This window comes from Flavihumibacter stibioxidans, assembly GCF_014332695.1.
GTDB classification, from domain to species: domain Bacteria; phylum Bacteroidota; class Bacteroidia; order Chitinophagales; family Chitinophagaceae; genus Flavihumibacter; species Flavihumibacter stibioxidans.
Genome location: NZ_MBUA01000012.1, coordinates 261,704 through 276,563 on the forward strand (window position 1 = coordinate 261,704; position 14,860 = coordinate 276,563).

General features: G+C 49.9%; 14 protein-coding genes. 4 read left to right on the plus strand and 10 right to left on the minus strand.

Annotated features, from left to right (window positions below; all coding sequences use genetic code 11):
• Positions 1-22: 22 nt before the first annotated feature.
• From BC349_RS08230 to BC349_RS08240, 3 genes are read right to left on the minus strand one after another with little or no spacing between them, the layout of a single operon-like run.
• Positions 23-556 carry a rod shape-determining protein MreD gene (locus BC349_RS08230; protein WP_187256270.1) on the minus strand — a complete coding sequence of 178 codons (534 nt, stop codon included), beginning with the start codon at positions 554-556 and terminating at the stop codon, positions 23-25.
• Positions 549-1,403 carry a rod shape-determining protein MreC gene (gene mreC / locus BC349_RS08235; protein ID WP_187256271.1) on the minus strand — a complete coding sequence of 285 codons (855 nt, stop codon included), beginning with the start codon at positions 1,401-1,403 and terminating at the stop codon, positions 549-551. The genes BC349_RS08230 and mreC overlap by 8 nt, the downstream gene beginning before the upstream one ends.
• 36 nt (positions 1,404-1,439) lie before the next feature.
• Positions 1,440-2,465, minus strand: coding sequence for a rod shape-determining protein (locus BC349_RS08240; RefSeq protein WP_187256272.1), 1,026 nt, complete (start codon positions 2,463-2,465; stop codon positions 1,440-1,442).
• Positions 2,466-2,652: 187 nt separating this feature from the next.
• On the opposite strand from BC349_RS08240, the gene BC349_RS08245 reads away from it, so the two are divergent.
• The gene (locus tag BC349_RS08245; RefSeq protein ID WP_187256273.1) at positions 2,653-3,855 is read left to right on the plus strand and encodes an MFS transporter; all 1,203 of its coding nucleotides are present in this window, start codon (positions 2,653-2,655) and stop codon (positions 3,853-3,855) included.
• 19 nt (positions 3,856-3,874) lie between these two features.
• Here BC349_RS08245 and BC349_RS08250 read toward each other — a convergent pair whose 3' ends face one another.
• The 3 genes from BC349_RS08250 to purD form a co-directional block, all read right to left on the minus strand.
• On the minus strand, positions 3,875-5,188 hold the full coding sequence (locus BC349_RS08250) for an alpha-L-fucosidase (RefSeq protein ID WP_187256274.1): 1,314 nt from the start codon (positions 5,186-5,188) through the stop codon (positions 3,875-3,877).
• 205 nt (positions 5,189-5,393) lie between these two features.
• The gene (locus BC349_RS08255) at positions 5,394-6,416 is read right to left on the minus strand and encodes a tryptophan 2,3-dioxygenase (RefSeq protein WP_187256275.1); all 1,023 of its coding nucleotides are present in this window, start codon (positions 6,414-6,416) and stop codon (positions 5,394-5,396) included.
• 37 nt (positions 6,417-6,453) lie between these two features.
• Entirely contained in the window at positions 6,454-7,767 is a 1,314-nt protein-coding gene (gene purD, locus BC349_RS08260; protein WP_187256276.1) for a phosphoribosylamine--glycine ligase, read from the minus strand.
• 154 nt (positions 7,768-7,921) lie between these two features.
• Between purD and BC349_RS08265 the strand changes: the two genes are divergently transcribed.
• Complete coding sequence (locus BC349_RS08265; RefSeq protein WP_187256277.1) at positions 7,922-9,556, plus strand: peptide MFS transporter; 1,635 nt, start codon at positions 7,922-7,924, stop codon at positions 9,554-9,556.
• A gap of 23 nt (positions 9,557-9,579) precedes the next feature.
• Positions 9,580-11,208 carry a peptide MFS transporter gene (locus tag BC349_RS08270; RefSeq protein ID WP_187256278.1) on the plus strand — a complete coding sequence of 543 codons (1,629 nt, stop codon included), beginning with the start codon at positions 9,580-9,582 and terminating at the stop codon, positions 11,206-11,208.
• A 26-nt stretch (positions 11,209-11,234) separates the two neighbouring features.
• Here the strand turns inward: BC349_RS08270 and apaG are convergent, their stop codons facing one another.
• Positions 11,235-11,621 (minus strand): Co2+/Mg2+ efflux protein ApaG, encoded by a 387-nt coding sequence (gene apaG, locus BC349_RS08275; protein ID WP_187256279.1) that lies wholly within the window; start codon positions 11,619-11,621, stop codon positions 11,235-11,237.
• 130 nt (positions 11,622-11,751) lie between these two features.
• Between apaG and BC349_RS08280 the strand changes: the two genes are divergently transcribed.
• The gene (locus BC349_RS08280; protein WP_187256280.1) at positions 11,752-13,203 is read left to right on the plus strand and encodes an NADP-dependent isocitrate dehydrogenase; all 1,452 of its coding nucleotides are present in this window, start codon (positions 11,752-11,754) and stop codon (positions 13,201-13,203) included.
• A gap of 86 nt (positions 13,204-13,289) precedes the next feature.
• Here BC349_RS08280 and BC349_RS08285 read toward each other — a convergent pair whose 3' ends face one another.
• Genes BC349_RS08285 through nadC form a run of 3 tightly spaced genes read right to left on the minus strand, consistent with a single transcriptional unit; the run spans position 13,290 to position 14,801 of the window.
• Entirely contained in the window at positions 13,290-13,514 is a 225-nt protein-coding gene (locus BC349_RS08285) for a hypothetical protein (protein ID WP_187256281.1), read from the minus strand.
• Positions 13,515-13,558: 44 nt separating this feature from the next.
• A complete protein-coding gene (locus BC349_RS08290) occupies positions 13,559-13,903 on the minus strand; it encodes a translation initiation factor (RefSeq protein ID WP_187256282.1) in 345 nt (114 codons plus the stop codon).
• A 40-nt stretch (positions 13,904-13,943) separates the two neighbouring features.
• Positions 13,944-14,801 (minus strand): carboxylating nicotinate-nucleotide diphosphorylase, encoded by an 858-nt coding sequence (nadC, locus tag BC349_RS08295; protein WP_187256283.1) that lies wholly within the window; start codon positions 14,799-14,801, stop codon positions 13,944-13,946.
• Positions 14,802-14,860 lie beyond the last annotated feature (59 nt).

Here is a 14,860-nt window from a genome sequence, read left to right on the forward strand (position 1 = left end):
AAATACATAAGTGCAGATACATTCAGGCCGCGTTCGTCCGGTACTTCTCTTTCCTGTTGAATAACAATTCCGTTATCAGCACCAGGAAAAGACTTATGGCGGAACTGGCCGCTACCTTTCCCAGGAAATACCAGAAATTACCAAATTGCATCCATTCCAGGAATACCAGGTAACCGTGATGCAAGAGGGTCAGCACCAGTACAAAAATGAAATAGGGCGCCCAACCCATACTGTTGATGGAAGGTGCGCCATAACTCTGTTCCGCGCCTTCCTGCCTGATCAGCAGGTTCACCAGGAATGGCCGTACATAAGCTATCAGCACACAGGCTGCCGCATGCAGTCCGGGTGTAACGAGAAAATAATCAAGTGACAGGCCGAAAAAAAACGAAACCACCATCAGCCAGCCACGGCTCATGCTGAAGGGCAGCCAGAGGATGTACAGGAAATAGAGGTAAGGAACGATAAACCGGTGCAATGGCGGGATCTTGTGCAGGATATAAACCTGTACCAGGATGAATAATATAAACCGGATCGTATTTCTTACCAGGTTACTCATTGGTGTTTTTCGTGGCTTTTTCGAGCGTCTGCTGCTCTTCCAGTTGCTTGTTCTGAACTACGTAAACGTATTGAACCGTTGAAAAATTGGTCGCCGTTTTTAATCTCAGGTGAAAAAAGTTTGTGCTCGGATCACTCAGAACCGTGTCAACCGTGCCAATCAGGATATTTGGCGGAAAAATGGAAGACAACTCGCTGGTCAGCACTGAATCACCCTTTACCACTTTCACACTTTTCGGAATATTCCGCATCTGTACAAAACGGGGGTTCACTCCATCCCAGCTAATGGATCCGCGTTCACCCGAGTTTTTCAGTTTACCATCCACCTTGAATTGCCGGCTGATCATGGTCATTACAGTGGCATAATTGCTGCTTTTATTTACCACGCGGCCCACAATGCCCATCGGACCAATAACCGCCATATCTTCCTTTACCCCCTGGTCAGCCCCCCGGTGCAGGGTTAAATAATTGGTTTGGGTGCTTACAAAACTGCCCACCACCCGGGCATCGAGGTACACATATTTCTGGAAAGGCCTGAGGGAATCAACCCTGATGGAATCAACCACGATCTGGCGGGAAGTATCGGCAGACTGGTAATTGGACCGCAACATTTCCCTGAGGGCAACATTTTCCTTTACCAGGTTTTCATTGGCCTTCTTGAGTTTGAAATAATATTCCACCGTATTGTAGCGATCATTCACCCTGCCGGTTATTTCACTGGCCACACCCAGGAAGGCGGCTTCATGGAATTTATTGTAGCGGAATAAAAACGACAATGCCAGCGCCTGTAATGCCAGGAAGAATAAAAAATTGAAATACCGCCGGATGAAAAGAAAAATATTACGCATACAACCCCTTGCCGTTTATCACCCCAGTTCTGTTTATCACCTCATTACAAAAGGATACCGGTCGTAATTTTTCAACGCGATACCTGTTCCCCTCACCACGCTTTTCAGCGGATCATCTGCCACATGCACCGGCAGTTTGATCTTCTGGCTTAGGCGTTTATCGAGGCCGCGTAACAAGGCGCCACCACCCGTAATGTACAGGCCGCGGCGATAAATGTCCGCTGCCAGTTCGGGCGGGGTCGTTTCCAGGGCTTTCAGGATGGCTTCTTCTATCTTGAAAATACTTTTATCCAATGCTTCCGCGATCTCCTGGTAACTCACCATGATCTGCTTGGGGATACCGGTCACAAGGTCACGTCCGTTTACCGGGATATCATCCGGCGGATTGTCGAGGTCCTTCATGGCCGCACCAATCTGGATCTTGATCTGCTCGGCGGTTCTTTCCCCGATCAGCAAACTGTGGTAACGACGCAGGGCTTCCATGATATCTGCCGTGAATTCATCACCGGCAATCCGGATACTCTGGTCGCAAACAATGCCCGCCAGCGCAATCACGGTGATACCTGTAGTTCCTCCACCAATATCAATGATCATGTTGCCCACCGGCTCTTCCACATCTATGCCGATTCCCAAAGCCGCAGCCATGGGCTCATGAATGAGATAAACTTCCTTGGCACCGGCCTGCTCTGCACTGTCCCGAACCGCACGCTTTTCCACCTCCGTAATAGATGAAGGGATGCAGATCATCATGCGCCAGCTCGGCGGGAACAAAGGCTTCTTGGGATAGATCATCTTGATCATCTCCCTTATCATCAGTTCAGCCGCGTTGAAATCGGCGATCACACCGTCTTTCAGCGGACGAACGGTCCGGATGCTCTCATGTGTTTTTTCGTGCATCATCAATGCACGCTTGCCAACAGCCAGCACATTCTTCGGATTGTTACGGTCAAGCGCAACTATCGAAGGTTCGTTCACCACAATTTCATCGTTATGTATGATAAGGGTATTGGCTGTACCCAGATCCATGGCTATTTCCTGGGTAAGAAAATTGAATAATCCCATTTTTTTGAGGTCAGATTTTTGATCAGGATATAATGACAGCAAATTTGATGCAAATAATCCGATAAATCAAAGCGTCACCTGTTGATTATCACTATTTTTTCCACAAATCGCCAACTTTTGTTAAAGCGAACTTGCCGAAATTTATCACCGGAAGGTCATCCTCACCAAACCATCATCAAAACCCCGTATGCAAAAACAGCGCCCGCTGATCAGCCGCACAGTCTGGATCCTTTCCCTGGTAAGCCTCTTCGCCGATTTTGCAAGTGAAATGCTTTACCCGGTGGTACCCGTTTACCTGAAGGAAATCGGATTCTCCATAGCACTGATCGGAATACTGGAAGGCTTCGCGGAATTTGTGGTGGGACTGTCAAAAGGGTTTTTCGGCAAGCTGTCTGATGATACCGGGCGCAGGCTTCCTTTTATCCGCTGGGGATATGCGCTCAGCGCGATGTCAAAACCGATGATGGCGATCTTCACCTGGCCGGCCTGGATCTTCCTGGCGCGCAGCACCGACCGCATGGGTAAGGGACTTCGTACCGCTGCGCGGGATGCCCTGCTGGCGGCCGAATCAACCCATGGGAACCGCGGCCGCATCTTCAGTTTCCACCGCGGCTGGGATACGGTGGGCGCCGTACTGGGCCCCTTATTTGCCCTTGCTTTCCTGCAATGGTTCCCTGGTCAATACAGGAGCCTGTTTTTCTGGGCCCTTGTTCCGGGTGTCGTTTCCATTGCCCTGCTCTTCCTGCTCCGCGAAAAACCAGCCGCCACGCAGCCCGCAGCCCACAGGGTTCCATTCTCACCCTTTTCCTACCTGTCCTACTGGAAACAATCCTCACCGGAATACCGCCACCTGCTCAGGGGGCTCCTGCTGTTTGCCCTGGGCAACAGCTCAGATGCCTTCCTCCTGCTGCAGGCCAAAGCCATCACCGGCAGTGATTCCATCACCATCGGTGCCTATATTTTTTACAATATCGTGTACGCGCTGAGCGCCTATCCAATGGGCATCCTGGCCGATCGCTGGGGCATGAAAAAGACCCTTGTTTCCGGCTTGCTGATATTCGTGGCCGTTTACACCGGTTTCGCTTTCAATACAAGCATTGCCGGGGTTTTTATCCTTTTCTTTCTCTATGGAATTTATGCAGCCGCCACGGAAGGCATTTCAAAAGCATGGATCGCCAACCTGGCTCCTGCTGAAAAAAGAGGTACGGCCATCGGTTTCTATACCTCCTGGCAGAGCATCTGCACACTGGTTTCCAGTTCGGCAGCGGGGCTGATCTGGACGGCCGGGGGACATACTTTCATGTTTTTGTCTGCCGCGGCACTGACGCTGATTTCACTGGGCTGGCTGGTCACCGGTAAAATCGGTAAAAGACCGATGCCGGAAGGGTAGATTGATTTCAACTGCCTGCTTACAATCCTCCGTGCCCCGCATACAAACTGATGGGCTTATCCAGTTCAATGGCCAACACCGACATATATGGGTCCTGCACACTGGATGGGATGTCAATGAAAACCAGTCCGGGCACCTGGCTCCAGGAAATCTTGCCAACAATTTTATGCGTCAGTGTTTCCCCGGTTCCAACCACCCTGATCTTTTTAATGGCATTCTTCAAACCCTTTACCACAACCGGGCCTGATGGTTTTCCGCTGAGGAAAAGATAGAGCGTTGTGGAGTCTTTTGAGAGGGTGGAGGGACCGTAATAATGCCCCTGCGGCAATCCGCCGACGGTTCCGAATATTGCTTCCCCGTGTTTTTTATTCCATTTACCGAGTTCTTTCAGGACAGTTACCTGTTCCCGGGGTATGGTTCCATCTTCCATGGGCCCGATATCCAGCAACAGGTTTCCTCCACTTCCTACAGCATCCGCAAAAATGGAAATGATTTCAGCGGGTGTTTTCCAGTTGGTATCGGCATGCTGGAAACCCCAGTTGTTATTGATGGTCATGCACAGTTCCCACCATTTTCCTTTGGGGCGGGTGATGGGTGTATTCTGTTCGGGAGTATCATAATCGCCATAGCCCTGGAGGCGTGCATTGATAATGGCTTCAGGCTTTTGTTGAAGGATCATGGACCTGATGCCTGGCGCATCCCATTCTTTTGCCGAATGTTCCCAGTCACCGTCAAACCACCACAGGTCGGGCCTGAACTGCCGGCTGATCTCGCTGATCTGTGCATTGTTGAAATTAACAAAGCGCTGCCAGCGTGCCGGGTCGTTTTCAATTTTATACCTGCTGCTGTCTTTCAGGAAGCCCGGGTAATCCTTGTGCGACCAGTCGATCAGGGAAAAGTAAGCCCCCCGCCTGATGCTATATTTATCCAGCGCCCGGAAAAAAGGTGTCAGGATATCCCTTTTGGCCGGAGTATGTTTCACTACCTGGTAATGATCCTGACTGGTGGGCCAGAGTGCCACTCCATCGTGGTGTTTGGTGGTGATCACCGCATAGCGGGCACCACTTTCACTGATCAGTGCCGCCCAATGTTCAGGGTCGTATTTGGCGGCAGTAAACCCCTTTAACTGCTTCATATAGTCGGCGTAACTGATCTTCCTGTTGTGGAAGCTCCAGCTTTCATCCACCCCGTTTACCGCGTAAATGCCATAGTGGATAAAAATGCCCAGTTTGGCATCGGCAAACCACTGCATTTTTGCAGTATCTGCACCCGGTTGTTGCCGGCGTTCTTCCATGCCCGTTATGCCGGTCTGTGCAATGGAATGGTTCGCCATTATTATTGATAAACCAAAGAATACTTGATGACTGTTCCGCCGTAAATGGACGAAAAAACACTTTATAAAATTAGCAGGCATTGGGACTGTATTTGATTTCGCCGGTAAAAGGGAATCCGGAACCAGCAAATTAAATATCCTTCTTATCGGGGCAATACTGAGAAAGCTAATTTTCCTACTGAATTTTAACCTAAGTCCGGCGGATTCAATAACCGGCACTAAAGCCCAGCTTCATTTCCATTTGTCGGTCCAGCACCGGCAGCCTGCGCCGCTCAACCAGGTAGCTTGTCAGCTGTGCAATTTCCTTAAAGATATAATGCTTATCCACTGCGCCCTTCAGGTAGTCCTTACCGGTACTGCCGCCGGTACCAACCCTGGCACCGATCATACGGTGAACCATGTTCATGTGCCGGTAACGCCAGGTGCTGAGTTGCTCATCGATTTCAAGCAGCACATTCAACAACTGGAAAGGTAGCTGAAGGATGGGATACCCCCTGTACAGCATGATAAACAACGCGGCCCTGCATGCTTTGGGAGAAAGTTGCCTGCTGGTTCCTTGTGCAGAATCCTCCCCGGCCGAACCAGCAGCAGCCCCGAATACTTTTTCAAATCCCTGGAGATTATTCCTTTCATTTTCGTTCAGGCTTGCCCGGTAGACAGAAGTATATTCTTCAAACCATCCGGCTGCCTGGTCAAGAAAGGGCATCCGCTCCAGCCACTGGTTCACCAAACTGATCAGGGGCTGTTTTGCTTCAACGCTTTTGATCAGGTCGATCTGCTCCTGCCTCAACTGGGAGATATAGTATTCCTGTCCGTACCTTTGTTCGTATTGCAGTCCCAGCCTGGCTTCCAGCGCCTTGAACTGCCAGCTCTGAAAGCCCGATGCCGGTCTCAGCATATCCCTGAAGTCAAGAAAATCCATGGGCGTCATGGTTTCCATAATATCGATCTGCTGTACCAGCACCTTCAGTATGGTAACGCTGCGCTGTAACCGATGCACTACTGTCTGCAATTCGGGCGAATTATCATTCAATGCCGGTTGCTGCATGATCCCGTTCACCGATTCCACCTCATACATGATCTGCTTGAACCACAGTTCATAGGCCTGGTGAATGATGATGAACAGCATCTCATCGTGCGCAGGCAGGTTGTTGAGTTCACTCTCAGGCTGCTGGGCATTCAGGATCTTTTCCAGCTGCAGGTAATCGGAATAGTGGACAGCCTTCATATAATGTAGTGTTTACCGATATTGTAAAAAAAATCTCTTACTGGAACTCATACCCGATATCCTTCCTGAAGTACATGCCTTCAAAGGAAATTCCGGCCAGCACTTTTTTCGACTTCGCCACCGCATCCTGCACACTGCTTCCATAGGATGTTACACAAAGTACGCGTCCGCCGCTGGTAACAACCCTGCCATCTTTCACAGCTGTTCCGGCATGAAACAAGAGCGACTCACCCGGGATGGCAAGATCCAATCCAGAGATGGGCTTTCCTTTTTCATAATCACCGGGGTATCCGCCGCTCACTGCCATAACGGTGCAGGCTACCCGTGGATCATGCACCACGGTGATCTTATCCAGTTCCTGGCGCGCGGTTGCCAGCAGTATCTCAACCAGGTCGTTCTGCAGCCGGGGCATCACCACTTCCGTTTCAGGATCGCCCATCCGGCAATTGTATTCAATCACATAGGGTTCATCATCCACCTTGATCAGGCCAATGAACACAAAACCTTTATAGTCGATACGCTCTTCCTGCAATCCGGCCACCGTTGGTCTCACAACCCTTTCAATCACTTTCTCCATAAATTCCGGGCTGGCAAACGGAACCGGGCTAACTGCCCCCATGCCCCCGGTATTCAGACCGCTGTCACCTTCACCAATACGTTTATAGTCTTTTGCATCCGGCAACAGGAGGTAATTCTTGCCGTCGGTCAATACGAAAGAGCTCATTTCGATGCCCGATAAAAACGCTTCGATCACCACTTTCTTCGAAGCCTCACCAAACTTGGCCGCTTTGATCATCTGCTCAAACTCAGCCAGGGCTTCTTCCCGGTCGTTCAGGATCAGAACCCCTTTGCCCGCTGCCAGTCCGTCTGCCTTCAACACTATCGGTAATGCATGTTGCTGTATATAAGCCACTCCTTCTTCATAATTGTCCGCATCAAATTCCCTGTAAGCCGCAGTGGGGATGCCATGGCGGTCCATAAATGCTTTCGCAAAAGCCTTTGAACCTTCCAGTTGTGCTCCATATTGGGACGGGCCGATCACGGGCATCTCTGTCAAACCCGATCTGGCAGCCAGTTCAGCTCCCAGTTTCACAGGGTTTGCCCTGAAATAATCCACCACGCCTTTTACCAGGGGCTCCTCCGGACCTACCAGTATCAGACCAATCTGCTGGTCGAGGCAAAACTGGCGGATTGCCGGAAAATCGGTTATGGACATATTTACATTGGTTCCGCAGGAACCAGTTCCGGCATTTCCGGGTGCAATAAACAACTGGTCACACAAGGGGCTTTGCGACATTTTCCATGCCAGCGCATGCTCTCGTCCACCTGATCCGAGTAAAAGAATATTCATGACGATTGTTTCAAATATGAATGACGGGAATCAAATAATCAGGTTGCGAAAATAGAGAAATGCCCGCAAAGCCCGCCGCGGATGCTGCTATATCAATTTAATCCTTATTTTCCCCCTTTAAACTAAAAGCTAACACATAAATATTGAACCACCCATGAGTCAAACCCCGATTGCTGTACAAAACGGACACCCCAAGGGACTCTATGTTTTGTTTGCCACAGAAATGTGGGAACGATTCAATTATTATGGCATGCGGGCCGTATTGGTACTCTTCATGACCAAGGCCCTTTTATTCGACAAGGTTTTTGCTTCCAATTTGTACGGTGGTTATACCGGGCTGGTTTACCTCACGCCATTGATCGGCGGTTTTATCGCAGACAGGTACTGGGGCAATAAAAGATCGATCATCGCCGGAGGGTTGCTGATGGCAATCGGGGAATTTATCCTGTTCTTCTGTGGTTCGCTTTACCAGACAAATGAATCCCTGTCTTCCATGTTGTTCTTTTCCGGACTCGGTTTCATGATCGCCGGCAATGGTTTCTTCAAACCCAATATCTCCTCCCTGGTCGGACAACTCTATCCAAAAGGAGACCGCAGGATTGATCCGGCCTACACAATTTTCTATATGGGTATCAATGTGGGCGGTGCTCTCGGTCCCTTTGTGTGCGGACTGGTAGGCGATACCGGCAACCCCGATGATTTCAAATGGGCCTTCCTGGCAGGCGGCATCGGCATGCTGCTCAGCGTGGTTACCCAGCTCCTGTTCCAAAAGAAATACGTGGTGGCGCCCGATGGTTCGCCACTGGGACTGGTGCCGAAAGATTCTCCCAAAAGTTTTTCCAACCCGCTATTCATTGGAATAGGCCTGGCCCTGCTGGCAACAATGATGATCGGCATGCTCTATATTGATGCAAAGGTTTTCAGCTTCCTCACATATTTACTGATTGCTTCCGCCCTGTACATCGTATTTTTTGTGCTGTCAGATAAAACGCTTTCAAAAATTGAAAAGGAAAGAGTCGGGGTTATTTTCATCGTTTCCTTCTTTGTGATTTTCTTCTGGAGTGCCTTTGAACAGGCCGGCGCCTCCCTCACCTTTTTTGCTGAAGAGCAGACACAGCGCCAGCTGGGATCCTTCCTGGTTCCAGCCAGTTTCTTCCAGTCACTTAACTCACTCTTCGTGGTCAGCTTTGCCCCCCTGTTTGCCTGGCTCTGGATCAAACTGGGTAAGCGTGAACCCGCTTCCCCCACCAAAATGGCATGGGGATTATTGCTGCTGGCCATCGGGTATTTCTGGATCGCAACCGGGGTGAAAGATGTATCGGCCAATGTGAAAGTAAGTATGATGTGGCTGATTGGCATGTATGCCCTGCATACCTGGGGCGAGCTCTGCCTTTCACCCATCGGGCTTTCACTCGTAAACAAACTGGCCCCACTTAAATTCGCATCACTCCTGATGGCTGTATGGTTCCTTGCCAACGCCGCCGCCAATAAACTGGCCGGGGTTTTAAGCACCCTCTACCCTCCGGGCATGTCCGAAATCAAGAAAGCCGCAGAACAGAATATTAACCTGGAGGGCATCCTGGCTAAAACCGTAACGCCCACCACCGAAGAAATTGCGAAGCTGAAGGAATTAAAGATCCCCTTTGAATACAAATCTGTCCTGGGGTTTGAGATCAACAACCTGAATGAATTCTTCATGCTCTTCGTTTTCATGGCCGGAACCGCATCACTGATCCTGTTCCTGCTTACCAAAAAGCTGCAGAAAATGATGCACGAAGGCCAGGATTAAAATCTATCATTTAACTTCTTTCCATGTGGTCTTCACATCCCCGCGCCCTGCCTTTCCTGTTCTTCTCTGAAATGTGGGAACGGTTTGGTTATTACCTGATGATCGGCATCTTTACGCTTTACCTGAAAGATGTCAAAACGGGTTACGGCATGACGGAAGCAGAAGCTGCTGACCTGTACGGAACCTTTATCGCCCTCGTATTCCTGACCCCTTTCCTGGGCGGCCTGCTGGCAGACCGTTATTTCGGTTACCGCAAATCTATTATTGCCGGGGGACTGATGATGGGACTTGGTTATTGCCTGATGGCCATCCACAATACAGCTATGCTCTACACTTCCATGAGCCTGGTGATCGTCGGCAATGGTTTTTTCAAACCCAATATTTCCACCCTGCTGGGAAATGTATATTCCACACCACAGCACGTTCAACAGAAAGATGAAGGGTACAATATCTTCTACATGGGCATCAATGTGGGTGCTTTTATTTGCAATTTCTTTGGCGCGGCACTCTATATCATGCTGGGATGGGGTTATGCCTTCATCGCGGCCGGTGTTGGCATGTTCATTGGCGTAATCGTATTCCTGGTGGGAACCAGTCACTATGCCGCCTATGATATAAAAAAAGGTGTGAAGGAGGGCGATATGTCCATCACCAGGATCACTTTATTAATACTGCTGCCATCGGTTCTTGCAGGCATCGTCGGCTGGATGCTGCCAGGATCGATCTTCGGTTCCGACTCCACAGATGCTTTCATTTTCGCCTGCCTGCCGGTACTCTATTTTTACGGATCACTATACAGGAAAGCAGCCCCCGAAGAAAAACGCCCCATAGCGGCACTGCTGGCCATTTTCGCAGTAGTGATCATGTTCTGGGCCGTATTCAAGCAGAACGGATCCGCCCTTACCACCTGGGCCGACCGTTATACCGACAGGTCGCTGGATGGCACCACTGCCACAGTTTTTGATCAACTCAGCCTGGCACAGACCATCCCTTTCAAAAAAGACAGTGTAGCCCTTTATGATCAGCAATTCCGCTTACAGAAAGAAAATGGCATAGTGCTGACAGAATTCAATTACCATCCCTATTTCAGGAACCTGCCCGCAGAGAAAACACCAGCAGAAGGCAGTTCCATAAAAGTTTGGGCAACCAACCTGAGCCAGTCCATCAATCCGGGCTGGGTAATCATACTTACCCCGCTGATCGTTGCATTATTCACGTGGATGCGCAAACGAAACGCCGAACCCAGTACGGCCACTAAGATTGCATGGGGATTATTCATCTCCGGACTGTCGGCACTGGTGATGGTGGGGGCGGTATATGCGAGCAGTAACGGTGCTGAAAAAGCAGGCATGTGGTGGCTGGTTGCCAGTTATGGCGTGATCACACTTGGGGAGCTGTTCCTGAGCCCGATGGGGTTATCCATTGTATCCAAACTGAGTCCGCCCCATATCACTTCCCTCATGATGGGCGGCTGGTTTGTGTCCACTTCCATCGGCAATAAATTATCCGGGGTATTGGCTACCATGTGGGACAACTATTCTGATAAGGCCAACTATTTCTGGCTGAACTTTGCCCTCCTGATGGCTGCGGCGGCAATGTGTTTCGCCATGCTGAAATGGCTGAACCGCATAATGAAAGAAAAGGGACTTTGATAAAGGCAGATCGGAAATCTGCCGGCTTAATTATTTTTGAAAGGAACCACCATCTCAAACGCCGGGATATCTGCGTCAAAAAAACCTTTGGTGTCCATATTCTCCATCTGGTAGGTGCCGGACATACGGCCCATTTCGGTACGCAGGTTACAGCCGCTTACATATTGATAACGGTCTCCGGGCTGTAGGACGGGCTGCACACCCACCACACCTTCTCCTTCAACCTCCCGGAACTCGCCGTTGGAATCAAAAATATGCCAGTGGCGCCGGTGCAGTTTTACAGGAAAACTGTTATGATTTTCAATGGTGATCCGGTAAGCAAACATGAACTCGCCCGAAATGGGATTCGAATAATCGGGCTGGTAATAAGTTTCCACACTCACCTCAACACCCTGTGTGGTAGTACTGTTCATTCCCTGTAATTTGTTTAAAGGTATATAAAAACAACCGCCGGAGCCAGTTTTTGTTCATTTTTTAGCTTTTCAATCTCTGCCCCGTCTTACCTTTGCGGCACCTAACAACTCACCTTCCAAATAAATTAGTATGAAAATCGCTGTAGCCAAAGGAGATGGTATCGGACCGGAAATCATGGATGCCGTTCTCGGTATTTTCCAGGCCAACCAGGTTCCGCTTGAGTACGAATTCGTAGACATGGGCAAATGGGTATTCGACAAAGGGTATTCCAACGGTATGACACCGGAGGCCCAGGAGACCATCGAGAACCTCTCCATCCTCTTCAAGGGCCCCATGGAAACGCCCAAGGGAAAAGGGGTTAAAAGTGTCAACGTAACTGCCCGCAAGACCTGGAATACCTACGCCAACAAACGCGAATTCCAGACCCTGCACGGAGTGGATACTGTTTTCAGTAAGGCAGGCATTCCCATTGACCTCACCATCGTGAGGGAAAATATCGAGGACACTTATGGTGGTATTGAACACATGCTGACCCATGACGTGGCCCTCAGTCGACGCTTCATTACCCGCCCGGGAAGCCTGCAGGTGATTAAATATGCCTTCGAAATGGCCAGTAAAAATGGCGCGAAACGCATCACCTGCGGACACAAGGCCAATATCATGAAAATCACGGATGGCACTTTCCTGGAAGTATTCTACGAAGTGGCTAAGGACTATCCCCACCTGAAGGCAGACGATGTAATTGTGGACGATCTTTGTATGAAACTGGTCAGCCGCCCCCACGAATTTGACGTGGTAGTACTAACCAACCTGCAGGGTGATATCGTAAGCGATCTTTGTGCCGGACTTGTTGGCGGTCTTGGATTTGCTCCTTCTTCCAATATCGGTGACCATATCTGTATTTTCGAAGCCGTACACGGAACAGCGCCGGATATAGCCGGAAAAAATATCGCCAACCCAACCGCCCTCCTGCTGAGTGGCATTGCCATGCTGCGCCACCTCGGACTAATGGAGAACGCGGCCATCATCGAAAACGCCCTCCTGTACACGCTGGAAAGCGGCGTACACACCGGTGATTTCGGCGACAAAAGCATTCCTCCGGTAAACACCACAGAATTTGCCAATGCCATTATTGCCAATCTGGGCAAGACCCCCGCTCATGGGGCCAGGCCATTGCTGCCAAACAAACCCATCACGCCTACCGTATTCAAGCTGGAAGAGAACCCGATGATCATGTCCAAGGAACTGGAGCATGAAATGATTATTGGAGTTGACATGTTCATTGAAAGCAGTGAGCAACCGCTGGCTGTTGCAGAAAAATGCCTCCGGCATACCGGCGATCTGTTCAAACTGGTTACCATCAGCAACCGGGGAACCCAGGTGTGGCCCAAGGGATCCGTATTTACCAATATGGTAAACCTCTATGGCGCCCGCTTCGAAAGTGTTGGTGAAGCCGAAGTAACCCAAACAGATATCCTTGAGTTATACAAAAGGCTGATGAATGATTTTAAAATCTGCTCATCTGAACTGCTCAATGTCTGGGGCGATAAAAAGGCTTACAGCCTGGCACAGGGACAGTAAGCATATGACCATTGAGCCGGTGATCACTGACCAGGAAATAAACAGAACAGCCGCCTTCGGGCGGTTGTTTTTTTGTTGACACCTCACTAATAAGGCAGCTTTCCTGTGATGGCGAAAGATACCATCGCAGTGGCCACCATCGCGATCACGGCCAGCAGCAACAATAACCTGGCGCGCCTTACAGATTCGGCATTTGCTTCACGCCTACCTTCATACCAAGCATAGGAGCTGTACATGGCCAACAGTGCCGCACAAACGAAAATAAGCTGGTAAAGCCCCCAGGAAGCATCGGTTGCATTCAGTAAGTTCATTCGGTCATACTATTTTATCAGGGAATCCGGCCTCGCAGAACCGTTTACACTTTTTTTGATTTAGCAAACCCGTTCTTAAGCAGCCACTGCAGCACTTTTTCGCGCTGGTCGCCCTGGATGATCGCCTCACCATCCTTGACCGAACCGCCGGTGCCGCAAAAATTCTTCAACTGTTTGCCGAGTTTTTCGAGATCCTCTGCGGTGCCTGCAAATCCGGTAACCAGTGTAACGGCCTTGCCTCCACGCTGTTTGGTGTCCAGCCTCACCCTCAGCACCTGCTTATCAGGCGCCAATGTAGTCATCTCCGGTTCATTTTCCTCCTCAAACCGAAAATCAGGATTCGTTGAAAAAACAAACCCGTTCCTATCTGACTTATTCTTTTTAGACATCCTCTCTATTTTAAACATTCACCATTCACCATTCACCATTTCACCGTTTCGCTTTCAGGCTCAGATCCACACTCCTTGCCTGGTGAATCAGCGCCCCTACGCTCACAAAATCAACCCCGGTCTTCGCATAATCCTCCAGGTTGTTCAGGTTGATTCCCCCACTGGCCTCTGTTTCAAAATCCGGGCCGATCAGCGGCAGTGCCTGTTCAATCTGGGCCGGACTAAAATTATCGAGCATAATGCGGAATACCTTCCCCCTGCCGGCAGCCACCGCTTCCCGCACATCCTCCAGTGTCCTGGTCTCCACCTCTATTTTCAATCCGGGTTTTACCGTCTGAACATATCGCCAGGCTTTATCAATCGCCCTGGTAATACCGCCGCAATAGTCAATATGGTTGTCCTTCAGCATGATCATATCGTACAGGGCAAACCGATGATTCACCCCGCCACCGATGGCAACCGCCCATTTTTCCAGGAGCCTGAAATTAGGCGTGGTCTTCCGGGTATCCAGCACTTTGGTATGATATCCTTTAATCTTTTCGGTATACTGGCGGGTCAATCCGGCTATTCCGCTCATCCGCTGCATACAATTCAATACCAGGCGCTCACACTGCAGAATGGTATGGATATCGGCGTCTACCTCAAAGGCAATCTCCCCGTATTGCATATCATCGCCATCCTTCTTAAAAGCGCGAAAACTGATATCGGGCTGCATCTGCCTGAAAATCCGCTCTGCCACTTCCATACCTGCCAGCACGCCATCCTCCTTGATCCTGAGAACGGCAGTACCCTTTTCCCCAGCCGGAATACAACAAAGCGTGGAGTGGTCTCCATCGCCGATATCTTCTGCCAGTGCTTCCGTAATCAGCCTGGTAAATAAAGTATCAGGAATTATCATAAAACAAAGATAAGGGGCAGTTCCCTTCACCCTTCCAAAGTCTGCCCGCAACCAAGCAA

What these genes read in the sequence shown, in the direction of transcription:
- BC349_RS08230 (WP_187256270.1), bottom strand. Translation starts at nt 556, where the DNA reads ATGAGTAACCTGGTAAGAAATACGATCCGGTTTATATTATTCATCCTG.
- mreC (WP_187256271.1), bottom strand. Translation starts at nt 1,403, where the DNA reads ATGCGTAATATTTTTCTTTTCATCCGGCGGTATTTCAATTTTTTATTC.
- BC349_RS08240 (WP_187256272.1), bottom strand. Translation starts at nt 2,465, where the DNA reads ATGGGATTATTCAATTTTCTTACCCAGGAAATAGCCATGGATCTGGGT.
- BC349_RS08245 (WP_187256273.1), top strand. Translation starts at nt 2,653, where the DNA reads ATGCAAAAACAGCGCCCGCTGATCAGCCGCACAGTCTGGATCCTTTCC.
- BC349_RS08250 (WP_187256274.1), bottom strand. Translation starts at nt 5,188, where the DNA reads ATGGCGAACCATTCCATTGCACAGACCGGCATAACGGGCATGGAAGAA.
- BC349_RS08255 (WP_187256275.1), bottom strand. Translation starts at nt 6,416, where the DNA reads ATGAAGGCTGTCCACTATTCCGATTACCTGCAGCTGGAAAAGATCCTG.
- purD (WP_187256276.1), bottom strand. Translation starts at nt 7,767, where the DNA reads ATGAATATTCTTTTACTCGGATCAGGTGGACGAGAGCATGCGCTGGCA.
- BC349_RS08265 (WP_187256277.1), top strand. Translation starts at nt 7,922, where the DNA reads ATGAGTCAAACCCCGATTGCTGTACAAAACGGACACCCCAAGGGACTC.
- BC349_RS08270 (WP_187256278.1), top strand. Translation starts at nt 9,580, where the DNA reads ATGTGGTCTTCACATCCCCGCGCCCTGCCTTTCCTGTTCTTCTCTGAA.
- apaG (WP_187256279.1), bottom strand. Translation starts at nt 11,621, where the DNA reads ATGAACAGTACTACCACACAGGGTGTTGAGGTGAGTGTGGAAACTTAT.
- BC349_RS08280 (WP_187256280.1), top strand. Translation starts at nt 11,752, where the DNA reads ATGAAAATCGCTGTAGCCAAAGGAGATGGTATCGGACCGGAAATCATG.
- BC349_RS08285 (WP_187256281.1), bottom strand. Translation starts at nt 13,514, where the DNA reads ATGAACTTACTGAATGCAACCGATGCTTCCTGGGGGCTTTACCAGCTT.
- BC349_RS08290 (WP_187256282.1), bottom strand. Translation starts at nt 13,903, where the DNA reads ATGTCTAAAAAGAATAAGTCAGATAGGAACGGGTTTGTTTTTTCAACG.
- nadC (WP_187256283.1), bottom strand. Translation starts at nt 14,801, where the DNA reads ATGATAATTCCTGATACTTTATTTACCAGGCTGATTACGGAAGCACTG.